At 65.2% G+C, this 23,850-nt stretch carries 22 protein-coding genes; 11 read left to right on the forward strand and 11 right to left on the reverse strand.

The window, feature by feature from the left end; genetic code table 11:
* Position 1 precedes the first annotated feature (1 nt).
* The 4 genes from aroE to mpl all read right to left on the reverse strand — a co-directional run bounded on the left by aroE (position 2) and on the right by mpl (position 5,212).
* Positions 2-865: a shikimate dehydrogenase gene (gene aroE, locus OKW43_RS30775; protein ID WP_429451579.1), complete on the reverse strand. Its 864-nt coding sequence runs from the start codon at positions 863-865 to the stop codon at positions 2-4.
* Complete coding sequence (locus OKW43_RS30780) at positions 862-2,991, reverse strand: ribonuclease catalytic domain-containing protein (protein ID WP_429451581.1); 2,130 nt, start codon at positions 2,989-2,991, stop codon at positions 862-864. Before OKW43_RS30780 ends, aroE begins: the two co-directional genes overlap by 4 nt.
* Before the next feature lie 215 nt (positions 2,992-3,206).
* A complete protein-coding gene (locus OKW43_RS30785; protein WP_429451583.1) occupies positions 3,207-3,821 on the reverse strand; it encodes a YqiA/YcfP family alpha/beta fold hydrolase in 615 nt (204 codons plus the stop codon).
* On the reverse strand, positions 3,818-5,212 hold the full coding sequence (gene mpl / locus OKW43_RS30790; protein WP_429451585.1) for a UDP-N-acetylmuramate:L-alanyl-gamma-D-glutamyl-meso-diaminopimelate ligase: 1,395 nt from the start codon (positions 5,210-5,212) through the stop codon (positions 3,818-3,820). The genes OKW43_RS30785 and mpl overlap by 4 nt, the downstream gene beginning before the upstream one ends.
* 188 nt (positions 5,213-5,400) lie before the next feature.
* Here mpl and OKW43_RS30795 point away from each other — a divergent pair, with 188 nt between their 5' ends.
* The 10 genes from OKW43_RS30795 (at position 5,401) to OKW43_RS30840 (ending at position 13,769) form a co-directional block, all read left to right on the forward strand.
* The gene (locus OKW43_RS30795; RefSeq protein WP_187636706.1) at positions 5,401-6,051 is read left to right on the forward strand and encodes a UDP-N-acetylmuramate--alanine ligase; all 651 of its coding nucleotides are present in this window, start codon (positions 5,401-5,403) and stop codon (positions 6,049-6,051) included.
* Between the two features lie 19 nt (positions 6,052-6,070).
* Positions 6,071-6,643: a TlpA family protein disulfide reductase gene (locus tag OKW43_RS30800; RefSeq protein WP_429451588.1), complete on the forward strand. Its 573-nt coding sequence runs from the start codon at positions 6,071-6,073 to the stop codon at positions 6,641-6,643.
* Positions 6,644-6,850: 207 nt separating this feature from the next.
* On the forward strand, positions 6,851-7,306 hold the full coding sequence (gene aroQ, locus OKW43_RS30805) for a type II 3-dehydroquinate dehydratase (protein ID WP_175149027.1): 456 nt from the start codon (positions 6,851-6,853) through the stop codon (positions 7,304-7,306).
* A 79-nt stretch (positions 7,307-7,385) separates the two neighbouring features.
* Entirely contained in the window at positions 7,386-7,847 is a 462-nt protein-coding gene (gene accB, locus OKW43_RS30810; protein WP_187636708.1) for an acetyl-CoA carboxylase biotin carboxyl carrier protein, read from the forward strand.
* A 117-nt stretch (positions 7,848-7,964) separates the two neighbouring features.
* The gene (gene accC, locus OKW43_RS30815; protein ID WP_184006568.1) at positions 7,965-9,329 is read left to right on the forward strand and encodes an acetyl-CoA carboxylase biotin carboxylase subunit; all 1,365 of its coding nucleotides are present in this window, start codon (positions 7,965-7,967) and stop codon (positions 9,327-9,329) included.
* 3 nt (positions 9,330-9,332) lie between these two features.
* Entirely contained in the window at positions 9,333-10,235 is a 903-nt protein-coding gene (gene prmA, locus OKW43_RS30820) for a 50S ribosomal protein L11 methyltransferase (RefSeq protein ID WP_429451590.1), read from the forward strand.
* A gap of 47 nt (positions 10,236-10,282) precedes the next feature.
* Positions 10,283-11,662, forward strand: a complete 1,380-nt coding sequence (locus tag OKW43_RS30825; protein WP_429451828.1) for a zinc-ribbon and DUF3426 domain-containing protein — start codon at positions 10,283-10,285, stop codon at positions 11,660-11,662.
* A 72-nt stretch (positions 11,663-11,734) separates the two neighbouring features.
* Positions 11,735-12,235, forward strand: a complete 501-nt coding sequence (gene tpx, locus OKW43_RS30830; protein WP_429451593.1) for a thiol peroxidase — start codon at positions 11,735-11,737, stop codon at positions 12,233-12,235.
* Positions 12,236-12,328: 93 nt separating this feature from the next.
* Complete coding sequence (locus OKW43_RS30835) at positions 12,329-13,267, forward strand: carbohydrate kinase family protein (protein ID WP_429451595.1); 939 nt, start codon at positions 12,329-12,331, stop codon at positions 13,265-13,267.
* A 25-nt stretch (positions 13,268-13,292) separates the two neighbouring features.
* Complete coding sequence (locus OKW43_RS30840) at positions 13,293-13,769, forward strand: hypothetical protein (protein ID WP_187636713.1); 477 nt, start codon at positions 13,293-13,295, stop codon at positions 13,767-13,769.
* 249 nt (positions 13,770-14,018) lie between these two features.
* Here the strand turns inward: OKW43_RS30840 and OKW43_RS30845 are convergent, their stop codons facing one another.
* From OKW43_RS30845 to OKW43_RS30875, 7 genes are all read right to left on the reverse strand, one after another.
* Positions 14,019-14,678 carry a histone H1-like DNA-binding protein gene (locus OKW43_RS30845; RefSeq protein ID WP_429451597.1) on the reverse strand — a complete coding sequence of 220 codons (660 nt, stop codon included), beginning with the start codon at positions 14,676-14,678 and terminating at the stop codon, positions 14,019-14,021.
* 29 nt (positions 14,679-14,707) lie between these two features.
* Positions 14,708-15,025, reverse strand: a complete 318-nt coding sequence (locus OKW43_RS30850) for a hypothetical protein (protein ID WP_187636715.1) — start codon at positions 15,023-15,025, stop codon at positions 14,708-14,710.
* 87 nt (positions 15,026-15,112) lie between these two features.
* Entirely contained in the window at positions 15,113-16,348 is a 1,236-nt protein-coding gene (locus OKW43_RS30855; protein ID WP_429451599.1) for a ribonucleotide-diphosphate reductase subunit beta, read from the reverse strand.
* Between the two features lie 560 nt (positions 16,349-16,908).
* Positions 16,909-19,911 carry a ribonucleoside-diphosphate reductase subunit alpha gene (locus OKW43_RS30860; RefSeq protein ID WP_429451601.1) on the reverse strand — a complete coding sequence of 1,001 codons (3,003 nt, stop codon included), beginning with the start codon at positions 19,909-19,911 and terminating at the stop codon, positions 16,909-16,911.
* 533 nt (positions 19,912-20,444) lie between these two features.
* Positions 20,445-21,041 carry a 1,6-anhydro-N-acetylmuramyl-L-alanine amidase AmpD gene (gene ampD / locus OKW43_RS30865; protein WP_429451603.1) on the reverse strand — a complete coding sequence of 199 codons (597 nt, stop codon included), beginning with the start codon at positions 21,039-21,041 and terminating at the stop codon, positions 20,445-20,447.
* A complete protein-coding gene (locus OKW43_RS30870; RefSeq protein ID WP_429451605.1) occupies positions 21,038-21,346 on the reverse strand; it encodes a PP0621 family protein in 309 nt (102 codons plus the stop codon). The genes ampD and OKW43_RS30870 overlap by 4 nt, the downstream gene beginning before the upstream one ends.
* A gap of 10 nt (positions 21,347-21,356) precedes the next feature.
* On the reverse strand, positions 21,357-22,280 hold the full coding sequence (locus OKW43_RS30875; protein WP_429451607.1) for a cytochrome C assembly family protein: 924 nt from the start codon (positions 22,278-22,280) through the stop codon (positions 21,357-21,359).
* A gap of 79 nt (positions 22,281-22,359) precedes the next feature.
* On the opposite strand from OKW43_RS30875, the gene ffh reads away from it, so the two are divergent.
* On the forward strand, positions 22,360-23,727 hold the full coding sequence (gene ffh, locus OKW43_RS30880) for a signal recognition particle protein (protein WP_187636721.1): 1,368 nt from the start codon (positions 22,360-22,362) through the stop codon (positions 23,725-23,727).
* Positions 23,728-23,850: the final 123 nt, after the last annotated feature.

The raw sequence follows: 23,850 nt of genomic DNA on the forward strand, positions 1-23,850 counted from the left end.
GTTACACGGGCGACGGCGCCGCCAGCAGCGCGCGCAATTCGGCGAGCACCGGCGCGCCGTCGGGACGCACGCCGCGCCACACATAGAACGATTCGGCGGCCTGCTCGACCAGCATGCCGAGGCCGTCGGCGCCGCGCGCGCCGAGCTTCGCCGCGTGCTGCATGAAGACGGTCGGATGCGCGCCGTACATCATGTCGTAGGCGAGCGTGCCGTTGCCGAACGCACGGTCATCGCACTCGGGCAACGAGGCGTCGAGGCTGCCTGCGGTCGCGTTGACGATCACGTCGTACTGGCCCGCTTCGATCGCGCGGGCGCTGCCGCCCGTCAGCCGGCAGTGCGCGTCGCGCGCGGCCTGCGCGAACTGGTCGACCAGCGCCTCGGCCTTCTGCGCCGTGCGATTGACGATCGTCAGCGAATGCGGCGCCCGCTCGAGCATCGGCAGCACGACGCCGCGCGCGGCACCGCCCGCGCCGAGCAGCAGGATGCGCGCGCCTTTCAGCCGCACGCCGAGATTCACCTCGATGTCGCGTACGAGGCCGAAGCCATCCGTGTTGTCGCCGTAGATGCCGTCGGCGTCGACACGCAACGTATTCACCGCGCCAGCCGCCGCCGCGCGCGGCGACAGCGTGTTCGCGAACGCATGCGCGTCGAGCTTGAACGGCACCGTCACGTTCAGGCCGCGCCCGCCCGCTTCGATGAACGCGCGCACGTGCGGCACGAACGCGTCGACTGGCGCGAGCAGATGGCCGTAGTCGACCGCCTCGCCGGTTTGCGCGGCGAAGCGGCCGTGGATGAACGGCGACTTGCTGTGCCCGACCGGGTTGCCGACGACTGCGTAGCGGTCGCGCGTGGGGTTGCCGCTCATCGTCCCGGCTCCGTGATGTGTTGATCGTCGGCCGGGTTCGCGGCGTCGTTGCCGTCGCCGCTCGCCGCGGATTCGTCAGCGCCGGGGTTGTCGTTGGGCTTGTCGCCGTCGGCTTCGGCTTCGGCTTCGGCTTCGCTTTCGGCGCTGTCATCGGATGCGTCGAGCAGCGCTTCGTCGCCCTCGTCCTCGCCTTCTTCGGCTTCGGCGCCGCTCGTGACGGTCGGCGCATCGAGCACGTGCAACAGACGCACCGACGCTTCGATCGTCAGCTCATCGATCGACATCACTTCCATCTGCAAACGCGTGCCGCGCGCGTGCACGCCGAGGCCCGGCACGTGCAGCAGCAGCGGAATTTCCTCGAGACGCACGAGATCGCCCTTCACCACCGACGCGACCACCTGCTTGCGGTTTTCCTGCCTGAGCCAACGCAGACACCAGAAGTACTCCATGCGGCGCTGGTGGTCCGCGTACGCGGTGTAGGTGTCGTCGAAGCCTTGCACGACCGCGAACAGATCGGCGTCCTTCGGCTTGAACGGCGCGGCGAGCTTGGCGGTCACGCCATGCTGCACGCACGCGATCAGCTGCCACTGATTCACGAGGTCGACGTAGCGACGCAGCGGCGATGTGCTCCACGCGTATTGCGGGACGCCGAGCCCTTCGTGCGGCGCGGCGTTGGTCTGCATGCGCGTGCGCTTCGGGCCGCTCGGCGCGCCGAACGCGCGCTGTGTGCGATAGATGCCCGGCACGCCGTGATCGTGCAGGAACGCGCCCCACGACGAGTTCGCGAGAATCGCCAGTTCCGCGACGATCGTGTCGAGCGGCGAGCCGCGCCTGCGCGGCGTGATCGTGACGTGCTCGCCGTCGACGTAGAAATTGAAGTCGGTATTGCGCTGCACTTCGCGGCGCAGACCGTAGCCCGCGCGCGCGGCCTGGCGCTTTTCGAACAGCCCCTGTGCGAACGGCCACAGCACGGCGATATCGTCCTTGTGCAGGTACTCGCCGGTGCCTTCGGCAAGCGCTGCTTCGGTGACGATTTCGTCGAGCGTGTTGTGGCGCAGGTTGTTTTTCACGAACACGCGCTCGGCGCGCGTTTCGCTCGCGACGATCTCCTGCGTGTCGCGATTGACGATCACGTACAGCGACAGCGCCGGTCGATACCCGCCTTCGGCGAGCGTGAAGGTTTCGACGACGCTGTCGGGCAGCATCGTGATCTTGTCGCCGGGCATGTAGACCGTCGACAAACGCGCGCGCGCGATCGCGTCGACGTCGTCGCCGCGCTGGATGCCGAGCGCCGGCGCGGCGATGTGCACGCCGATGCGCACGCGGCCGTCGGCCAGATGCTCGACCGAGAACGCGTCGTCGATTTCGGTCGTGGTGATGTCGTCGATCGAAAACGCTTCGACGTCGGCCTGCGGCAGATCGTCGGGCACGATCGCCGCCGCGACGGGCGGGAAGGCAGTGCCGTGCGGGAAGAACTCGGACAGGAACTTCGCCTCGTGCAGCGCGCGCGGCGACGCGATCGCGCCGCATTCGAGCATCAGCCGCGCCTGCGAGATGCCGCGCGCGGCCGCGGCGCCCTCAAGCGCCTTGTATTCGATCGTGTTCTTGTCGGGCTTCGTCAGCAGCGCGAGTCCCTTGCTACCCGCGAACGCTTCCGGCAGACGGCCTTCCTTCAGTTCTTCCTCGTACTGCGCCTGCACGAGCGCCTGCTGACGCTTGCGCTCGAGGCCCGCGAGCGCCATCTTCAGCTGCTCCTGCGGCGCGCGCTGGTACATGCCGCGGCCCTTGCGGCGGAAGTACACCGGCGAGCCGTGCATGCGCAGCACCAGCGCCGCGCGCTCGATCGCGCCGAAGCTCGCGCCGAAGTACTCGGCGCCCAGCGTCGCGAACGGGAATTCGTCGTCCGGCGCGCATTCCCACAGGAAGTCGAGATCGATCTCTTGCGCCAACGCGTCGGCCTGCTGCATCAGTTCGGCGGCGGTGGGCTTGTCGAACTCGATCAGCACGTCCTTCGCGCGCACCTTCGCGCGCCGCCCGCCCGGCAACTCGACCTGAAACGCGTCGCCCTGGCGCGACAGCACGCTGCCGGCCTTGAAACTGCCCGATTCCTCGAAGAAAACGTTCACTCAATACTCTCGTTCTGACTTGCATCTGCCGGCGCGCCCGATGCTCTGTGGCGATCGATCACTGCATGCGCGGCTCGGCAACCTGTTCGTGATAATGAATCCGCGGCGCGCACTGCGCGTGCCAGCGGGTTGGATGCTGCGACCAGCGGTGGCGGTCGGTATGTCTTTCTGACTGACGTCCTTGCAGGGAACGATGCCGCCGCCCTTGCCTGCCGTCAGGCCGCCGCGCGCGGCACCGGCGGCTCGACGTGTGCGACGTCGCAAAAGGCCAGTACGTCGCCGAGATACTGCGCGAACTCGCTAATCGCATGGTCGCTGCCTTCGATCAACGTCGTGCGCGCGCCCGGATAGTGCGCGAGCATTTCGCGGTAGTCGAGCACTTCGTCGCCGGTGGCTGCCATCAAATAATAGCGTTCGGGTCGCGTGATCGACGCGACGCCAAGCGCGCGCAACTCATCCAGATGATGCGGCTCGACGACGATGCTGCCGCCACCGTGCCACAACGGCTGTTCGCCGAGATAGGCGCTCAGATCGCGCTGCGGCACAACCGCCGGGTTCAGCAGCACGGCCCGCCAGCCGTGCTTCTCGGCCAGATGCGTGGCGAAGTAGCCGCCGAGCGAACTGCCGATCACCGTCACCGGCTGCGCATCGCCCTTCGCGCGTGCCTCGGCCACCAACGATTCGGCGAGCGCCACGGTTTCGAACGGGGACACCGGCAGCATCGGGCAGCACCACTCGTCGGCGCGACCCAGCTCGGCGAGACGCGCCGCAAGCAGGCGCGCCTTGAACGAATTGGGCGACGAACGGAAACCGTGCAGATAAAGAATCACGCCGCGCCTCGCGTCGAAAGACCATCGAGCAGCTTCTGATGCACGCCGCCGAAGCCGCCGTTGCTCATCACCAGAATCTGATCGCCGGGGCGCGCCGCGTGGACCACCGCCTTCACGAGCGCGTCGAGATTGTCGAACGCCTGGGCCTTGCCGTCGAGCGGGGCGAGCGCTTCGCCAAGGTTCCAGCCGAGCGCGTCGCGCCCGCTCGGCGCACCGTAGCCGAACACGAGGTCGGCGTCGGCGAGGCTCGCCGGCAGTTGCGCTTTCATCACGCCGAGCCTCATCGTGTTCGAGCGCGGTTCGAGCACGGCGAGAATCCGCGTGTGGTCGCGGCCGACGCGCGCGCGCAGCCCGGCCACCGTCGTCCCGATCGCGGTGGGGTGATGCGCGAAGTCGTCGTACACGGTCACGCCGTCGACGCTGCCGCGCACTTCCATGCGGCGCTTCACGTTGCGAAAGCCTGACAGCGACTTTGCGGCCTGCGTGGGCGGCACGCCGACGTGGCGCGCGGCGGCGATCGCGGCGAGCGCGTTCATGCGGTTATGCTCGCCCTGCACCTGCCAGTCGACCACGCCGACGCGCTCGCCGTTGTGATAGACGGCGAAGCGTTCATCGACGGGCTCGCCCTGTTCCGCCGGTTGAATTTCCCAGCCGCCCTGTACGCCGAAGCGCTCGACCTCGCTCCAGCAGCCGTGCGTCAGCACGCGCTCGAGCGCGTCCTCGCGGCCGTTCGTGACGACGCGCCCGAGGCGTGGCACCGTGCGGATCAGATGATGGAACTGCGTTTCGATCGCGGCGAGATCCGGGAAGATGTCGGCGTGATCGAATTCGAGATTGTTCAGCACCGCTGTTTTCGGGCGGTAATGGACGAACTTCGAGCGTTTGTCGAAGAACGCGGTGTCGTATTCGTCGGCTTCGATCACGAAAAAGCTCGAATCGGTGAGCCGCGCCGACACGCCGAAATTCAGCGGCACGCCGCCGATCAGGAAGCCCGGGTTCAGGCCCGCGTCTTCGAGCAGCCAGGTCAGCATCGAGCTCGTGGTGGTCTTGCCGTGCGTGCCGGCCACAGCCAGCACCCACTTGCCGTTCAGCACGTGCTCGCCGAGCCATTGCGGACCGGACACGTACGGCAGGCCGCGGTCGAGAATCGCTTCCATCAGCGGGTTGCCGCGCGTGACCACGTTGCCGATCACGAACAGATCCGCGTCCAGGCCGTTCAGCTGGCCCGCGTCGTAACCCTCGATCAGACGGATGCCTTGCGCCTCGAGCTGCGTGCTCATCGGCGGATAGACGCCGGCGTCGCAGCCGGTCACCGTGTGGCCCGCATTGCGCGCGAGCACCGCGAGACCGCCCATGAACGTGCCGCAGATGCCGAGGATGTGGATATGCATAAGCTGTCGTGCCGCGGGGGCGTTTCTTGCGAGGGATGGGAGAGCCACAGGACGGCCGGAACGACCGTCTGCAAAGGACGCCTATTGTAACCGACGCGGCGCGCGCTGCCCCCTGCCGGCCGTGCCCGACGCCGCCCCGTGCGGGCCGCCGAACCGCGTCGCCAGGCTCGATCGAGTATCATGCAAAGATGGTCCGCAAATCACATTTCGATCCGCAGCGCGTGCGCGAGGAAATCGCAATCGCGGCGGCACGCCTGGTTGCCGAAGACGGCCTGGATTATGCCAGCGCGAAGCGCAAGGCGGCCCGGCAGGTCGTCGGCGAGACTCGTGTTGCCGGCGAATGGCTGCCGGACAACGATCAGATCGAAGAAGAAATCCGCGAATATCAGGCGCTGTTCCAGAGCGACAGCCAGCCGGCGCTGCTGCGGCGCCTGCGCATGATCGCGGTCGACTGGATGGAGCGGCTCGCGCCGTTCAATCCATATCTGACGGGCGCGGTGCTCGGCGGCACGGCCGGCGAGCATTCGGACGTGCATCTGCAGGTGTTTTGCGACAACCCGAAAGAAGTCGCGATCTACATGCTCAATGCAAACATCCAGTACGACGTGTCGGAAACGCGCCACTTCGCGGGCCGCGGCTACGTGGAGACGCTGAGCTTCCTGTGGCGCCCCGCGGGCGAGCGCAACGCCGAGCCGGTCGGCATCCACGTCGCGCTGTACGAAACCGACGATCTGCGCGGCGCGGTGCGCGCCGACGCGCGCGGCCGCACGGCGCGGGCGAATCTGCAGGCGGTGCAGGCGCTGCTCGACGGCGACGAAGTGCCGTCCTTCACCACTTGATCAGACGGAACGGAGCACGATGAATACGAGACGTATGCTGGTGGGCGTGGTCGTCGCGCTGGCCGCCGCCGGCGGCGGCGTGCTGGCCAATCACTGGCTCAATCGCGGCACCGACGTCGCGTACGCGTCGCAAGCCGACGCACAGACCGGGTCACAGTCCGACACCCGTGCGAACCCCGTCCAGCAGTTGTGGAGCGCACCGGTCACGAACCTCGACGGCAAGCCTCAGTCGCTGAGCCTGCTCAAGGGCCACCCGATCGTCGTCAACTTCTGGGCGTCGTGGTGCGGTCCGTGCGTCGAGGAAATGCCGGCGCTGTCTCAGATCCAGCGCGAGTACGCGAAGAAAGGCATCCAGTTCGTCGGCCTCGGCGTCGACTCGGAACAAAACATCCAGACCTTCCTGCAAAGGGTCAAGGTCGCGTACCCCATCTACGTGACCGGCTTCGGCGGCGCCGACCTCGCGCGCGCGTTCGGTAACAATGCGGGCGGTTTGCCCTTTACCGTCGTGATCGACGCAAAAGGCAACATCCGCTCGACAAAATTGGGCCAGATCGACCCCGCGGCGCTGCGCCGGACGCTCGATACCCTGTAAATTTCCGATTTCTCGCGCTGCGCTTTTTGCCATCCGATTCCGTGCAGAACGCGCAAAAATACGCGGATGATTCCCGAATTTGAGTGAAGTTGTTCCCACGGCCACGCGGCCGCCAGCGCGGCCCGCCGCCGCGTACGCGCACGAAACTAGACAAGTTTCTCTAATCAGCGCTAAAGTGCGCGCAATTCCACGGAAAAAGAAGCGACCATGACGCGACTGCTGGTACTGCACGGACCCAACCTGAATCTTCTCGGCACACGGGAACCCGAGGTCTACGGTCGCGTGACCCTGCCGCAGATCGATCAGGCGCTGGCGGACCGCGCAGCCGACGCAGGCGTCGAACTCGCGTCGTTCCAGAGCAACCACGAAGGCGCGCTGGTCGACCGCATTCAGGCGGCCCGCACCGAGAAAACCGATTTCATTCTGATCAATCCCGCCGCGTACACGCACACGAGCGTGGCCATTCGGGACGCACTGGCCGGTGTCGGCATCCCGTTCGTCGAGATTCATCTGTCGAACGTGCATCGCCGGGAACCGTTCAGGCATCACTCGTATTTCTCCGATCAGGCTGAGGGCGTCATCTGCGGCCTCGGCTGGAAGGGGTATCTGTACGCACTCGAATTCGCGCTCGACCGGCTCGCGGCCGGCTCGTCGCGCGGCTGAATCCAAGCACGTCCAATTTGAGCCGGCTACTGGACGCTTGCACACGCCGGCACACAACGCATTGAAAAGGGGCACCCTGATGGATCTACGTAAACTAAAAACTCTGATCGACCTCGTCTCGGAGTCCGGTATTTCCGAACTCGAAGTGACCGAGGGCGAGGGCAAGGTCCGCATCGTCAAGAATGCGCCGCCAGTTTACGTTCAACCGTCTGCCTACGCACCGCAATTCCAGCAAGCCGCACCGGCAGCTGTCGAGCCGCCGGCCACCGCAGGCGCTCCGGCCATCCCGGCCGCCGCTGCGCCGCAGGGTCACGTCGTGACTTCGCCGATGGTCGGCACGTTCTACCGCGCGCCGTCGCCGGGCGCCGATCCATTCGTCCAGGTCGGCGACACGGTCAAGGAAGGCCAGACCATCTGCATCATCGAAGCGATGAAGCTGCTCAACGAGATCGAGTCGGACAAGTCCGGCGTGGTCAAGGAAATCCTCGTCGAAAACGGCCAGGCGGTCGAGTACGGCCAACCGCTGTTCGTGGTCGGCTAACGCGGCACGCACTATCCGCCGCCCGCGCGCCGCTCATCCCCCGGTGCGCGACCGATCCTCTGCGGCAGCCGGCGTCGTGACCGACCCCGGCGCCCATTGATGAGTCGAAAACCCGCTATGTTTGAAAAAATCCTCATTGCCAATCGTGGCGAGATCGCGCTTCGCATCCAGCGCGCCTGCCGCGAGCTCGGCGTCAAGACGGTCGTCGTCTATTCGGAAGCCGACAAGGAAGCCAAGTACGTGAAGCTCGCCGACGAGGCGGTCTGCATCGGCCCGGCACCGTCGAATCTGAGCTATCTGAACATGCCCGCGCTGATCAGCGCGGCCGAAGTCACCGACGCCGAAGCGATCCACCCCGGCTACGGCTTCCTGTCGGAGAACGCCGACTTCGCCGAGCGCGTCGAGCAGTCCGGCTTTACCTTCATCGGCCCGCGTCCGGAAACGATCCGCATGATGGGTGACAAGGTCACCGCGAAGCAGACCATGATCAAAACCGGCGTGCCTTGCGTGCCGGGTTCGGAAGGCGCCCTGCCCGACGATCCGAAGGAGATCGTGAAGATCGCCCGCCAGATCGGCTATCCGGTCATCATCAAGGCGGCGGGCGGCGGCGGCGGCCGCGGCATGCGCGTGGTCCACACGGAAGCGGCGCTCGTCAACGCGGTCATCATGACCCGCGAGGAAGCCGGCCGCGCGTTCGGCAACCCGCAGGTCTACATGGAGAAATTCCTCGAGAACCCGCGGCACATCGAAATCCAGGTGCTGGCCGACTCGTTCAAGAACGCCGTGTGGCTCGGCGAGCGCGACTGCTCGATGCAACGCCGTCACCAGAAGGTGATCGAGGAAGCGCCGGCACCGGGCATCGCGCGCCGTCTGATCGACCGCATCGGCGATCGTTGCGCTGACGCGTGCAAGAAGATGGGCTATCTCGGCGCGGGCACCTTCGAGTTCCTGTATGAAAACGGCGAGTTCTACTTCATCGAGATGAACACGCGCGTACAGGTCGAGCATCCGGTGACCGAACTGATCACCGGTGTCGACATCGTGCAGGAACAGATCCGCATCGCGGCCGGCGAGAAGCTCACGTTCCGTCAGCGCGACATACAGTTCCGCGGCCATGCGATCGAATGCCGGATCAACGCCGAAGATCCGTTCAAGTTCACGCCGTCGCCGGGACGCCTGACGTCGTGGCACATGCCTGGTGGTCCTGGCATCCGCGTCGATTCGCACGCCTACAATGGTTATTTCGTGCCGCCGAACTACGATTCGATGATCGGCAAGCTGATCGCTTACGGCGCGACGCGCGAACAGGCGATCATGCGGATGCGCATCGCGCTGTCGGAAATGGTGGTCGAAGGTATTCAGACCAACATCCCGCTGCACCGTGAGCTGATGCTCGACGCGAAGTTCGTCGAAGGCGGCACCAGCATCCACTACCTCGAAAACCGGCTGGCCGCGCGTCAGCAGGTCGCGGAAGAAGCGTAAGTCATGAGCTATCGGGAACTGGTTGCCGAACTGGCGCGCGAGCACGCGGAAGAGTTGTCCGACGCGTTGCTCGAGCTGGGCGCACTGTCCGTGTCGGTCGAAGACGCCGACGCGGACACGCCCGACGAGCAGCCGCTGTTCGGCGAGCCCGGTCTCACGCCGGATCGCACGGCGTGGCAGCACTCGCGCGTGATCGCGCTGCTCGCGCCGGAACAGGATCCGGCCGTGTTGCTGAGCGCCGCGGCCAACGAAATCGGACTCGACGCCGCGCCGGCGTATACCGTGCGCGAGGTTGAGGAGCAGGACTGGGTGCGGCTCACGCAGTCGCAGTTCGATCCGATCCAGATCGGCGAGCGCATCTGGGTCGTGCCGTCGTGGCACGATGCGCCGGACCCTGGCGCGCTCGTGCTCGAACTCGATCCGGGCCTCGCGTTCGGCACTGGCAGTCACCCCACTACGCGTCTGTGCATGGAGTGGATCGAGCAGTCGGTCAAGGCTGACCAGTCTGTGCTCGACTACGGCTGCGGCTCGGGCATCCTCGCGATTCTCGCGAAGAAGTGCGGCGCCGATCCGGTGATCGGCATCGACATTGATCCGCAGGCAGTCGAATCGGCGCGTCACAATAGCGAGCGCAATCACGCCGAAGTCACCTATGGCCTTCCCGATGCCTGCCCGGCCGGCGAGTTCGACGTCGTGGTCGCGAACATCCTGTCGAATCCGCTGAAGCTGATGGCGTCGATGCTGTCGTCGAAGGTGAAGGCGGGCGGGCGCATCGCGTTGTCGGGCATTCTCGCGCGTCAGGCCGACGAGGTCGCGCAGGTCTACGCGCGCTGGATCGATATCAGCGTATGGCGCGAACATGAAGGTTGGGTGTGCCTCGCCGGAACGCGCCGCGAAAGCAATTAGAATAAGGCGTATTGTCAACCCAACGGCCTCAGGCTCATCGGCTCGATATGCACCTGGCGACGCGCTGCCCCTTCTGCGAAACTGTCTTCCGTCTGCAACCGGCGCAGCTTGCGCAGCGCCGCGGCCTCGTGCGGTGCGGGCATTGCGAGGAAGTCTTCGACGCGTCGAGCAGTCTGTTCGACGTCTCCGAAGGCGGCGATTTTTCCACGGCCAAACCGGTTGCCGCCGCTGCGGCGATCGAGGCGCTGTCCGGTGTGCGGCAGCAGCGGCCGGACTTCAGCAACGACGCGTGGGGCCCGCAGGCGCCGGCTTCTGACCAGGTCTCCACCAGCATTGCCGGCAGCACGCTCGACAGCCGTTTGCGCGACCACGCGAGCAGCGTGCCGCTCGCGACGCTACCGCCTGGCAACGAGCACGCACCCGTCACATCAGGCACTCCGCGCCAGCCGACCGAACCGCAATTGCGCGCCGGCGTTTTCACGGCGCCGCTACCCGAGGACGACGAGCCGACGCTGGCCGACGCGCCGCTCGATCCGTTTGCCTATCCGTCTGACGACGCGCTTGATGAACCGCCCGTCGTCGCGCCCACCACTCCTCCTGCCCCACCGCGAGTCGAAGACGAAGCGCCGCGCGTCTGGCACAAGATCGAGCGCCCCGAGCCGTCCACGCTCGACGAACCGGCGTTGCGCGAACCAGCAAGCCTGCATCGCATACCCGACAACGAGCCGCGCTTCGGACCGGTCGGTGCGGGGCCGGCCAGCTTCGGCGCCGCCGCAGGCCCGGGCGCCGCGCGTGGTTCTGGCGCCGGCGGTCCCGGCGGTCCGCGGCCGCCGAACGGTCCTTCGCCCGCTGCATCGAGCGGTGAGCCGTTCTCGGTCAACCCTCCCGTCGGCGACGGCGCTGATCCGTTCCCGGTCGTGCGAGAAACCCGCCCCGCGGACGCCGGGCGCGTCGGCTGGATCGTGGCCGGCGTGGTGCTCGCCACGCTGCTCGTCATCGCACTGCTCGCGCAACTCGCGTGGTGGCAACGCGAGACCGTGATGATCAACCTGCCGCGCTCGCAGATCCTGTACGCGCAGGTCTGCGCGCGTCTCGGCTGTCAGCTGACGCCGCCGCACGACATCGAAGGCCTGCTGGTCGAGCCTTCCGACCTGCGGCAGATCGACGGCCCGCACAAGCTCGAACTGAAGATGCCGCTGCACAACCGCCTGAACATCGCGCTCGCCTACCCCGCGATCGAACTCACGCTGCTCGACGATCAGAACAACGTCGCCGTGCGGCGCGTGCTGTGGCCGCAGGATTACGTGCCCCCCCGCACCGTAATCGCGTCCGGCCTGCCCGCGCACGCGACGCAAACGATGATCGTGCACCTCGACACCGGCACGGCGATCGCCTCCAATTTTCGCGTACAGATTTTTTATCCGTAGCGTACCCTCGCGCGCCCGCTCCCGAGCGGGCGCATCATTGTCATCACTGACACCTTTTTCGGAGCACAACACATGAGTCAAGTCACGCTGGGTGGCAACCCGATCGAAGTAAGCGGCACGTTCCCGTCGATCGGCCAGCAGGCCGCCGCGTTCTCGCTGGTCGGCCGAGACCTGAAGCCGCTGACGCTCGCCGACTTCGCCGGCAAGCGCAAGGTGCTCAACATCGTCCCGAGCCTCGACACGCCGACCTGCGCGACGTCGACGCGCAAGTTCAACGAAGCCGCCGCGAAGCTCAGCAACACGGCCGTCATCGTCGTCTCGGGCGACCTGCCGTTCGCGGCGTCGCGCTTCTGCACGACCGAGGGCATCGAGAACGTGGTGACCGCATCGACGTTCCGCGGCCACGAGTTCGCGCAAGCGTACGGCGTCGACATGACGAGCGGTCCGCTGACCGGCTTGACCGCGCGCGCGGTCGTCGTGATCGACGAAAACGACAAGGTCGTGCACGCCGAGCTGGTCGGCGAAATCAAGAACGAGCCGAACTACGACGCAGCGCTCGCCGCGCTGAAGTAAGCCCTCTCGCGCACGAACGACAGCACCACGCCTCGCGCGGCGCTGTCGCTGCGTCGCGTGTCTTCCCACCGCTTTGATACAGGAATGCTCGCCTTGGCTACGCTCATCTGCGGCTCGCTCGCGTACGACAACATCATGACCTTCGAAGGCCGCTTTCGGGAGCACATCCTGCCCGAGCAGGTCCACATCCTGAACGTGAGCTTTCTCGTGCCGACCATGCGTCGCGAGTTCGGCGGCTGCGCGGGCAACATCGCCTATGCGCTGAATCTGCTCGGCGGCGACGCGCGCATCATGGGCGCGATCGGCGCCGTCGACGCGCAGCTCTATCTGGACCGCCTCGCGCAGCTCGGCCTGTCGACGCAAAGCGTGCTCGTCGTGCCCGACACCTATTCCGCGCAGGCGATGATCACGACCGACCTCGAGAATAACCAGATCACCGCGTTCCATCCGGGCGCGATGATGCAGTCGCATCTGAACCGCGCTGACGAAGTGGAAGGCCTGACGCTCGGCATCGTCGCCCCGGACGGCTACGACGGCATGGTTCAGCACGCCGAACAGCTTGCCGCCGCGGGCGTGCCGTTCATCTTCGATCCCGGCCAGGGTTTGCCGCTGTTCGACGGCGAGACGCTGCGGCGCATCATTGAACTTGCTACCTATGTTGCGGTCAACGATTACGAAGCCAGGCTGGTGAGCAACAAGACCGGTTGGTCGATCGAACAGATCGCCAGCAACGTCGACGCGCTGATCATCACGCTCGGCGAGAAGGGTGCACAGATTCATCACGGCGGCGGTATCGAAGAGATTCCAGCGGTCACGGCGAAACAGGTGCTCGATCCCACCGGTTGCGGCGACGCGTTTCGCGGCGGCCTGCTCTACGGTATCGAGAAGGGCCTCGGCTGGGCCACGACCGGCCGTCTCGCCAGCCTGATGGGCGCTCTGAAGATCGAGCATCAAGGCCCGCAAAACTACGCGCCCAGCCGGGCGGAAATCAACGAGCGGTTCAAGCAGGCCTTCGGATACGACCTGCACTGATATCGCGTGCTATGGGAGTTTGGGAATGAGAACACCGAGTCGCCTGATCGTCGCCAGCCTGATCGCCGGTTCGCTGGCCATGTCGGGGTGTGCGGTCAACAGCAGCTCTCCCGACGTTTTCACCGCTTCGCAGGCGCAACGTGAACAGACGGTTCGCATGGCTACGGTGGATAGCGTGCGCGCGGTGCGGATCAGTGCGAACAACGGTCAGCCGAGCGGGGTCGGCGCGCTCGGTGGCGCGGCGCTCGGCGCGCTCGCCGGCAGTACGATCGGCGGCGGACGTGGCTCGGTCGCGACGGGTATCGTCGGCGGCATCGGTGGTGCGGTCGCCGGCAATGCAGTCGAAAACCGCGTCGCGATGCGCGACGGTATTGAAATCACCGTGCGGCTCGACAACGGCGATATGCGCGCCATCACCCAAACTGCGACCGGCGAGATCTTCCGCGCCGGTGATCGCGTGAGGCTGCTGTCCAGCGGCGGCGTCACGCGCGTCACGCACTAAGCGCAGCTTCCCTCTCTCGAGCGACCGCGCGTAGTTCGGCGCCGCGACGACGACTTCACACGCATGCGCCCTCGCGGGTTCATGCGTGTTTTCTCTTTTTGGGACGACGGGCAAAAAAAACCCGCCACCGGCACACCGGTAACGGGACGTTGACCGGGTGGCGCTCGCACGAACTCGAGCACGACCCGGTCATCCGACACATCGTGCGACGTGTCGACCTACTGCTACTGCTACTGCTATTGCTACTGCTTACGGACGGCTGCCCGTCGGGAACGGCCATGCCGCTGCCGGGTTCAGCGCGGTCTTCACCGTCGCCGCCGGTGCGCTCGAGACAGCAGGCGCAGCGGGAGCAGGCGCGGCCTTCTTGGCGACAGCCTTCTTCGCAGGCGCAGCCTTCTTCGCAGGCGCAGCCTTCTTCGCAGGCGCGGCGGCCTTCTTCGCGGCAGCCTTCTTGGCAGGTGCGGCTTTCTTGGCTGCAGCCTTTTTCGCAGGCGCCGCCGTCTTGGCAGCGGCCTTCTTCGCCGGTGCTGCCTTCTTCGCCGCGGCCTTCTTCGCCGGTGCCGCCTTCTTCGCTGCGACCTTCTTCACCGCGGCTTTCTTCGCCGGTGCTGCCTTCTTCGCCGCGACTTTCTTCGCCGCAACCTTCTTCGCCGCGACCTTCTTCGCCGCGACCTTCTTCACTGCGGCTTTCTTCGCCGGCGCTGCCTTCTTCGCCGCGACCTTCTTGGCTGCAACCTTCTTGGCTGCAACCTTCTTGGCTGCAACCTTCTTGGCTGCGACCTTCTTCACTGCGACCTTCTTCGCGGCGACCTTCTTGGCCGGAGCAGCCTTCTTGGCCGGAGCAGCCTTCTTGGCTACGGTCTTCTTTGCTGCGGACTTCTTGGCCGCGGCTTTCTTTGCAGTTGCCATCATTTTCTCCTTCAGGTTTTCAGATGAGGTCAGTTCAAACTACACCCTTCGTCAAAACCCGCTTCCCGCGGACGCTTCTCAGGGCGCGCGCTACGAAGCGGGCTATTCATCGGCGTACGCAGGTGCGGCGCGCTTACGCTAATGAATGCGGTAAGGCGCGCCGTGCCCCAAGGCACCGCGCGCCAAATCTGGTCGACGTCGCAAGGCGACGCCGGCAATTGCTTGATCGGGCCGCCGGCAACGACGCCAACGGCTTTTTCCGGGGGGAAGTTTGCCCATCCCACTGAAGGGTCCGCAAAGTGCCTGTCATGTTTGTGGGCCGTCAAGGCACCGGGCACGCTTTGCATCAGGCCGTTCTGCTCCTAACCCGGGGCGCCGCGGCCACAGGCGGCGGCATCCCCATCAATGAATACATCTGCGACGCGAATCCCGGCTTACTCCCAGGACAGCGCACCGCCAGTCTGATATTCGATCACTCGCGTCTCGAAGAAATTGCGTTCCTTCTTCAGGTCGATCATCTCGCTCATCCACGGGAACGGGTTTTCCTCGTTCGGGTACAGCGGATCGAGACCGATCTGCTGGCAACGGCGGTTGCAGATGAAGCGCAGATAGCTCTTGAACATCGACGCGTTGAGGCCGAGCACGCCGCGCGGCATCGTATCTTCGGCGTAGCGGTATTCGAGCTCGACCGCCTGCTGGAAGATCGCGCGAATTTCGGCGCGAAACTCAGCCGTCCACAGGTGCGGGTTTTCGAGTTTGATCTGGTTGATCAGGTCGATGCCGAAGTTGCAGTGCATCGACTCGTCGCGCAGGATGTACTGGTACTGCTCCGCCGCGCCGGTCATCTTGTTCTGGCGGCCGAGCGCCAGGATTTGCGTAAAGCCGACGTAGAAGAACAGGCCTTCCATCACACAGGCGAACACGATCAGCGAGCGCAGCAGCGTCTGGTCTGCTTCGAGCGTACCGGTCTTGAAGGCCGGGTCGGTCAGCACGTGGATGTACGGAATCAGAAATTCGTCTTTCGCGCGGATCGACGGGACCTCGTGATACGCGTTGAAGATTTCGCCCTCGTCGAGACCCAGCGACTCGACGATGTACTGGTAAGCGTGCGTATGGATCGCCTCTTCGAACGCCTGGCGCAGCAGGAACTGGCGGCATTCGGGCGCCGTGATGTGGCGGTAGGTGCCCAGCACGATGTTGTTGGCGGCGAGCGAGTCGGCCGTCACGAAGAAGCCCAGGTTGCGCTTGACGACGCGGCGCTCGTCTTCGGTCAGCCCGTTCGGGTCTTTCCACAGGGCGATGTCGCGCGACATGTTCACTTCCTGCGGCATCCAGTGGTTGGCGCAACCCGCCAGATACTTTTCCCAGGCCCACTTGTACTTGAACGGCACCAGTTGATTGACGTCAGTCTGGCCGTTGATGATGCGCTTGTCGGCGACATTGACGCGCGCTTCCGAAGCAGCCGCCGCGTTGTCAGCCGCATTGCCAACATGAGCGACGGGAGCGACAGCGATGTCGTTCGCGAAGACTTCTTGAGCGGAGGGAGCATGCGGAGCGGAGCGCGTTCCGATTTGCGAATCCACAGCCGACCCCGCAGCGTTGCGCAACACGTTCGGTTGCGTCGCGCTCGAGGGAGTTACGGCAGCGATCTCGTCATCCCAGTTGAGCATAAATGTCACCATCAATTTAGAACGGTTTGTACCATCTTTTCACGAGCGATAAAAGAGTTCACTCGCGAAAATTCCTGTTTTCGATTCGCGTTGCTACGTTCATACAACACTTTGTTCGACATGCTGTGCGTGAGGCGTCGAGTGACGCGTGATGAACGCGTGTTGAACAGGTGTTGCCGAGGTCCTTCGCGAACTCGAAGAGCAACGTTTCGACACGACGTTTCGTTGCTCTATCTATATGTATTGCGCAGTGCGTTCGCGGCATCGGTTGACTGATCGGTGCCGCGCGAGCCGCTCATCGCGAGAGTCGGCGGTGAGCCGCGTTGACCATCTTGCGTCAGCGTTGGCGGGTGAAGTGCGATGTCATGTCGAGCGATCGTCTGGTGTTGCCAACTGCTGTGTTGCTTCGCTGCATCGATGAGCGGTGAGACTTCGATACGGCTCACCGCTCATCGACCTGCTTCTACTTCATCGACGACGCTGTGGCTCGCCGTCTGCGGGATAGCTCCTACGACCCTCGCGTGCAATCAGCAAGCATCGCTCCCGCTGCTTGCCTCTCTTTACTGGCAAGCCTCGCACTCGTCGAAGCCCGGATCGCCCGGACGCATCATGCAGACCGGACCCTCCGCTTCGGGTGCCGCTTCGACCGCGACCGCGGCAGTCGCTGCGACCGCTGCAGCAGCCTGGAAGCCGCCGCCCACACCACCCGCTGCGCCGCCGTCCATGCCGAAGCCGCCTGCCGCGCCACCCGAGCCGTCATGACCCGAGCTCACCGCGTTCAGCGCGCCGTGCGCGACCGTCGACTTCTCGACGTGCGTCGCCGCCATCGTGCGCAGGTAATAGGTGGTCTTCAGACCGCGCAGCCATGCGAGCTTGTAGATCTCGTCGAGCTTCTTGCCCGATGCGCCCGCCATGTAGATGTTCAGCGACTGCGCCTGGTCGATCCACTTCTGACGACGCGAGGCCGACTCGACGAGCCATACCGGATCGACTTCGAACGCGGTCGCGTAGATCGCGCGCAGATCGGCCGGGATGCGGTCGATGCGCGACAGCGTGCCGTCGAAGTACTTCAGGTCGGCGACCATCACTTCGTCCCACAGGCCGCGTGCCTTCAGGTCGCGCACCAGGTAGTCGTTGACCACCGTGAACTCGCCCGACAGGTTCGACTTCACGTACAGGTTCTGATAGGTCGGCTCGATGCACGCCGACACGCCGATGATGTTCGAGATCGTCGCGGTCGGCGCGATCGCGACGCAGTTCGAGTTGCGCATGCCGTAGGTCGAGATGCGCGAGCGCAGCGCGGGCCAGTCCATCGACTCGCTCGAATCGACCTCGACATAACCGCCGCGCGCTTCGGCGAGCAGCGCCACCGAATCCTGCGGGAGGATGCCGCGATCCCACAGCGAGCCGCGGTAGCTCGAGTAGCGGCCGCGCTGTTCGGCGAGCTCGGTCGACGCGTAGTACGCGTAGTAGCAAACCGCTTCCATCGAGCGATCGGCGAACTCGACCGCTTCCTGCGACGCGTACGGCGTGCGCAGCACGTGCAGGCAGTCCTGGAAGCCCATGATGCCGAGGCCGACCGGACGGTGCTTCAGGTTCGAGTTACGCGCCTTGGCGACCGCGTAGTAGTTGATGTCGATCACGTTGTCGAGCATGCGCATCGCGACGCTGATCGTGCGCTTCAGCTTGTCGTGGTCGAGCGCGAGCGTGCCGTCGGCCTGTTCCTTCAGGTGCGCGACGAGGTTCACCGAGCCGAGGTTACAGACGGCGATTTCGGCGTCGCTGGTGTTCAGCGTGATTTCCGTGCACAGGTTCGACGAATGGACGACGCCGACGTGCTGCTGCGGCGAGCGCACGTTGCACGGATCCTTGAACGTGATCCACGGATGGCCGGTTTCGAACAGCATGCCAAGCATCTTGCGCCACAGCTGCGCCGCCGGGATCTTCTTGAACAGCTTGATCTCGCCGCGCGCGACCTTGGCTTCGTAAGCCGTGTAAGCCGCTTCGAATTCGGCGCCGAACTTGTCGTGCAGATCCGGGCAGGTGGACGGCGAGAACAGCGTCCAGTCGCCGCCTTCCATCACGCGCTTCATGAACAGATCGGGAATCCAGTTCGCGGTGTTCATGTCGTGCGTGCGACGACGGTCGTCGCCGGTGTTCTTGCGCAGCTCGAGGAATTCCTCGATGTCGAGGTGCCACGATTCGAGGTACGCGCACACCGCGCCCTTGCGCTTGCCGCCCTGGTTGACGGCGACCGCCGTGTCGTTGACGACCTTCAGGAACGGCACGACGCCCTGCGACTTGCCGTTGGTGCCCTTGATGTGCGAGCCGAGCGCGCGCACACGGGTCCAGTCGTTGCCGAGGCCGCCGGCGAACTTCGACAGCAGCGCGTTTTCCTTCAGTGCTTCGTAGATGCCGTCGAGGTCGTCGTCGACCGTGGTCAGGTAGCACGACGACAGCTGCGAGCGGCGCGTGCCCGAGTTGAACAGCGTCGGCGTCGAGCTCATGAAGTCGAAGCTCGACAGCACGTTGTAGAACTCGACCGCGCGCGCTTCGCGGTCGATCTCGTTCAGCGACAGACCCATCGCGACACGCATAAAGAATGCCTGCGGCATCTCGATACGCACGTTGTCGTGATGCAGGAAGTAGCGGTCGTACAGCGTCTGCAGACCAAGGTAGCCGAACTGAAGGTCGCGGTCCGCGTCGAGCGCGGCGCCGAGGCGCTTCAGGTCGAACTGCAGCAGCTTGTCGTCGAGCAGCTCGGCTTGCACGCCGCGCTTGATGAACTGCGGGAAGTACTCGGCATAGCGCTCGCCCATTTCGGCTTGCGTGACTTCCTCTTCGAGGATTTCACGGCGGATCGTGTGCAGCAGGATACGCGCGGTGACCTGACTGTAGGCCGGGTCCTTTTCGATCATCGTGCGGGCAGCGAGGATGGCCGAGTCGTACACCTGGCTCATCGGCACGCCGTCGTACAGGTTCTTCACCGTTTCCGCGACGATCGGCTCGGCGCTCACCGCGTCGCCGAGGTTCGCGCACGCGGATTCGATGATGCCCTGCAGCGCAGCCATATCCAGCGGACGCGTGATGCCGTTGTCGGTCACGGTCAGACCGGGCGTGTTGGCCGCGTCCGCATGCTCGTCATGCGCGCGCACCTGGTTGCGCTTCTCGCGATACAGCACGTACGCACGCGCGACGTTGTGTTCGCCGCCGCGCATCAGCGCGAGTTCGACCTGATCCTGAATGTCTTCGATATGGAACGTGCCGCCGTTCGGACGGCTGCGCACCAGCGCGCGCACCACGTTCTGCGTGAGTTGCTCGACCAGTTCACGCACACGCGCCGACGCCGCGCCCTGACCACCATTGACGGCGAGGAACGCCTTCGTCACGGCGATCGCGATTTTCGACGGCTCGAACGACACCACGCTGCCGTTGCGGCGGATCACCTTGTAGTCGGCGTAGTTCGCTTGCGGCGCGAGCGCCTGCGCGCCTTGAGTCTGGCCGAACGCCTGGCCAGTCGGTGAGCCCTCATACCGGGTCGTCACGTTGTCGGTGGTTTGCATGTGCAAAGCTCCTGGTCTTGGAAATGGCGGCGGGTGCCGCGGATTAAATCGAACGCCGCGCCGCCGCGTGCGCGAGCGATGAGGTGCAGGAAGGCCGGCTACGCCGGTTGGCGGGATGCAACTGCGAGGAAGCCTGGTTCGATTTGATGGCGGTCTTCATCGGGTGGGTCGCGATCACTGGCTGGTCCTTTCCTGAATGCTTGTGGATGCGGCCGGAGATCCCCTACCGGCTGCGCCCCAGGAATTTTTTTCGCTGCCTGGAATGCTTGCGGCGCCATGCTCGAGGAGCGGGGCACCGCGGACATATCCACTCTTATTCACTCGGTTATGCACATGGTTATTCACAGCACAACACAAGATATAGTGCGAAACTCAGTTGTCGGCACCAAGTATAGTGGAGATTCAAGACAGGTCAAATCGTTTTATTTGCGTCGCCCGTCTTGACTTTTGCCTCGTGCGGCGCGCAGAAGCTCCCCGCAGAAGCAGGCTGCGCCTCGTTCTCTATGGATCACGCAAGATCGTGCGAAGGGGGATTACCGCGTTTCGAAAAACTTGAGATAGGGGAAATACCGACCGTCGAGCGAGGTGTCGCGCTGCAGTCGCGGCCACTCGAAATGTGGACCGGGATCGGTCTTGCGGCCGGGCGCGATGTCGGAGTGACCGGCAAGCGCGTCGATCGGATAGCGCGCCTTCAGTGCGCTCACGAGCGCGGCGAGCGTGCGGTATTGCGCCGCTTCGAAGGCGGTGGTGTCGCGGCCTTCGAGCTCGATGCCGATCGAGAAATCATTGCAGTGCTCGCGGCCGAAAAAATTCGACGGCCCGGCGTGCCACGCGCGCTCGTTGCACGACACGAACTGCTCGAGTGCGCCGTCGCGATGAACCACGAAATGCGCGGACACGCGCACGCCGCGCAGATGCGTGTCGTAGTACGGGTGGGCGTCGCAGTCGAGTGTGTTCTGGAACAGCTCGGCAATCGCGGTGCCGCCGAACTCGTTCGGCGGCAGGCTAATGTTGTGGACGACGATCAGCGTCGGCACCGCGCCTTGCGGCCGCGCTTCGAAATTCGGCGAGGGGAGCTTGCGTGCGGCGGCAACCCAACCGTCGGCATCGACGGTGAACGCGCCGCTCATCGGGCGTCGCGACCGCTCGGACGCGCGCCGTGGCGCTGTGCGTGCGCGGCGCAGCAGAACGCCTGCCCGGCGACGCTGACCGAGTCGCTCTGCGGCGCATGCACGCCGCACTCGACGCAGCGGATCATCGGCTCGGCAAGCTGCGGCTGCCCGTTCGACGCATGCGCGCCGCCATTCGCGGCGCCGGCACCGTTAGCGCCACGGGCACCGGTGCGTTGCGCGGTGTGTGCGTCGTGGCGGCGCAGCGCCTTCACGAGCCATTGACCGACAATGAACAGCAGAATCAGCAAAAAGATTTGTCGCATGGGGACACGCTCACACTACAGGCCGGTGCAACAGCACCTCGAAAACAAAACGGCTGCCGACGTACGCGAGCAACAGCGCGACGAACGAGGCCAGCACCCAGCGCAATGCCGCACGGCCGCGCCAGCCGGACACCTTGCGCGCGGTCAGTAGCGCGCCGAACATCACCCACGAAAGAATCGCGAAGACGGTCTTGTGATCGAGCCGCAACGCGCGGTCGATCAACTGCTCGCTGAACAGGATGCCCGACAGCAGCGTCAGCGTGAGCAGCACGAAGCCGGCGCCGATCAGACGGAACAGCAGCTTCTCGAGCGTGAGCAGCGGCGGCAGCGTGTCGAGCCAGCTCGACCACCAGCCGTTGCCCGCCGCCGCGTGGCGCTGCACGAGAGCACCGCGCATCGCATGCAAGCGCCGCTCGACCGCCAGCATCAGCACCGCGTGCAGTGCCGCGATCGCGAACAGACCGTATGCGATATTCGCGATCAGGAAATGCAGCTTGAACATCGGCGCGGCCGCATACGGCAGCACGCGCACGCCGCCGAACGCGAGCGGCAGCAGCGAGGCGACGCACGCGAGCGGCAACACCAGCAGCCGCAAGCCGTCGAGCGGGAAGAAGAAACTCTCGATCCAGTAAATGCCGGCGCCGAGCCAGAACATCGCCGACAGCGCGAACGCGAAACCGAACACCATCGCGTTCTGCGGGAAGATCGTGGTATGCAGCAGCACGCCGTGAGCGAGCAGCGCGACGAACAGCAGCGCGCGCCCTGGCGCGCTCACGCCGGAGGCCACCGAAGCGCCCGCGCCGGCGGCATGAGCGGGCAGCGGCGGCACGCTCTCGAGCAGCGGCCGCGCAGCCGCGTGCCGATGCGAGCGCCAGCCGGCCACGGAAAGGCCGCCATAGAGAAGCGCGGTGAGGGCATACAGTACAATATCCATATTCGAAGTTTACACTAGGGCCCTGCTCCGCGACGTCTTGCGCTTCGCGCGCTGCGCGGGCTCACGTTCATCGCTCCCCATGCTCGACAATCTGACTCAACGGATGGCGCGCGTCGTCAAGACGCTGCGCGGCGAAGCCCGGCTCACCGAGGCGAACACCCAGGAAATGCTGCGCGAAGTGCGTCTCGCACTGCTCGAGGCCGACGTGGCGCTGCCCGTCGTGCGCGAGTTCATCGCGAAGGTCAAGGAGAAGGCGCTCGGCGAGGAAGTGATCTCCAGCCTGTCGCCGGGTCAGGCGCTCGTCGGCGTCGTGCAGCGCGAGCTGACCGCGGTGATCGGCGGCGATTACGAAGGCAAGGCCTCCGAGCTCAATCTCGCCGTCACACCGCCCGCAGTCATCCTGATGGCGGGCCTGCAGGGCGCCGGCAAAACCACCACGGTCGGCAAGCTCGCAAAACTGCTGCGCGAGAAGTACAAGAAGAAGGTGCTGACCGTTTCCTGCGACGTCTATCGTCCCGCCGCTATCGCGCAGCTGAAAACGGTGACCGAGCAGGTCGGCGCGGACTTCTTCCCGTCGGAGCCGAACCAGAAGCCGGTCGACATCGCGCGCGCTGCGCTCGACTGGGCCAAGCGCCACTATCACGACGTGCTGCTCGTCGACACGGCCGGCCGTCTCGGTATCGACGAAGCGATGATGAATGAAATCGCCGCGCTGCACGCCGAGCTGAAGCCGGCCGAAACGCTGTTCGTCGTCGACGCGATGCTCGGCCAGGACGCGGTCAACACCGCGAAGGCGTTCAGCGACGCGCTGCCGCTCACCGGCGTCGTGCTGACCAAGCTCGACGGTGATTCGCGCGGTGGCGCGGCGCTGTCGGTGCGTCACGTGACGGGCAAACCGGTCAAGTTCGTGGGTGTCGCCGAAAAACTCGACGGCCTCGAAGTGTTTCACCCGGACCGCATGGCGAGCCGGATTCTCGGCATGGGCGACATTCTCGCGCTGGTCGAGGAAGCGCAGCGTGGCGTCGACGTGCAGGCCGCGCAGAAGCTCGCCGACAAGGTCAAGAAAGGCGGCGACTTCGATCTCAACGATTTCCGCGCGCAACTCACGCAAATGAAGGGTATGGGCGGCCTGTCGTCGCTGATGGACAAGCTGCCCGCGCAGTTCCAGCAGGCCGCGGCCGGCGCCGACATGAGCCAGGCCGAGAAGCAGATGCGCCGCATGGAAGGCATCATCAACTCGATGACGCCGGCGGAGCGCGCCAAGCCCGAACTGATCAAGGCGACCCGCAAGCGCCGCATCGCCGCGGGTGCGGGCGTGCAGGTGCAGGAAGTCAACCGCATGCTGAACCAGTACGAACAGATGCGCACGATGATGAAGAAGCTCAAGGGCGGCAACCTGCAGAAGATGATGCGCGGCATGAAAGGCATGATGCCCGGCATGCGCTAAGCTGGATGGGAACGGCGCTCGCGCGCGCCGATGCGCGGCGCGGCTGACTTCGGCATCGTGCGGGTTTATTCTGTAGCGCATCGCGTCGCCTCTCGCAGGAATGTCCCCCGGGATGTTGCCTCC

The sequence above is a fragment of the Paraburkholderia sp. WC7.3g genome (genome assembly GCF_050436345.1).
Taxonomy (GTDB): Bacteria; Pseudomonadota; Gammaproteobacteria; order Burkholderiales; family Burkholderiaceae; genus Paraburkholderia; species Paraburkholderia podalyriae.

Coding starts and splice junctions, on each gene's coding strand:
- aroE (WP_429451579.1), bottom strand. CDS start 865: ATGAGCGGCAACCCCACGCGCGACCGCTACGCAGTCGTCGGCAACCCG.
- mpl (WP_429451585.1), bottom strand. CDS start 5,212: ATGCATATCCACATCCTCGGCATCTGCGGCACGTTCATGGGCGGTCTC.
- OKW43_RS30795 (WP_187636706.1), top strand. CDS start 5,401: ATGGTCCGCAAATCACATTTCGATCCGCAGCGCGTGCGCGAGGAAATC.
- OKW43_RS30800 (WP_429451588.1), top strand. CDS start 6,071: ATGAATACGAGACGTATGCTGGTGGGCGTGGTCGTCGCGCTGGCCGCC.
- aroQ (WP_175149027.1), top strand. CDS start 6,851: ATGACGCGACTGCTGGTACTGCACGGACCCAACCTGAATCTTCTCGGC.
- accB (WP_187636708.1), top strand. CDS start 7,386: ATGGATCTACGTAAACTAAAAACTCTGATCGACCTCGTCTCGGAGTCC.
- accC (WP_184006568.1), top strand. CDS start 7,965: ATGTTTGAAAAAATCCTCATTGCCAATCGTGGCGAGATCGCGCTTCGC.
- prmA (WP_429451590.1), top strand. CDS start 9,333: ATGAGCTATCGGGAACTGGTTGCCGAACTGGCGCGCGAGCACGCGGAA.
- OKW43_RS30825 (WP_429451828.1), top strand. CDS start 10,283: ATGCACCTGGCGACGCGCTGCCCCTTCTGCGAAACTGTCTTCCGTCTG.
- tpx (WP_429451593.1), top strand. CDS start 11,735: ATGAGTCAAGTCACGCTGGGTGGCAACCCGATCGAAGTAAGCGGCACG.
- OKW43_RS30840 (WP_187636713.1), top strand. CDS start 13,293: ATGAGAACACCGAGTCGCCTGATCGTCGCCAGCCTGATCGCCGGTTCG.
- OKW43_RS30845 (WP_429451597.1), bottom strand. CDS start 14,678: ATGGCAACTGCAAAGAAAGCCGCGGCCAAGAAGTCCGCAGCAAAGAAG.
- OKW43_RS30850 (WP_187636715.1), bottom strand. CDS start 15,025: ATGCAAAGCGTGCCCGGTGCCTTGACGGCCCACAAACATGACAGGCAC.
- OKW43_RS30855 (WP_429451599.1), bottom strand. CDS start 16,348: ATGCTCAACTGGGATGACGAGATCGCTGCCGTAACTCCCTCGAGCGCG.
- OKW43_RS30860 (WP_429451601.1), bottom strand. CDS start 19,911: ATGCAAACCACCGACAACGTGACGACCCGGTATGAGGGCTCACCGACT.
- ampD (WP_429451603.1), bottom strand. CDS start 21,041: ATGAGCGGCGCGTTCACCGTCGATGCCGACGGTTGGGTTGCCGCCGCA.
- OKW43_RS30870 (WP_429451605.1), bottom strand. CDS start 21,346: ATGCGACAAATCTTTTTGCTGATTCTGCTGTTCATTGTCGGTCAATGG.
- OKW43_RS30875 (WP_429451607.1), bottom strand. CDS start 22,280: ATGGATATTGTACTGTATGCCCTCACCGCGCTTCTCTATGGCGGCCTT.
- ffh (WP_187636721.1), top strand. CDS start 22,360: ATGCTCGACAATCTGACTCAACGGATGGCGCGCGTCGTCAAGACGCTG.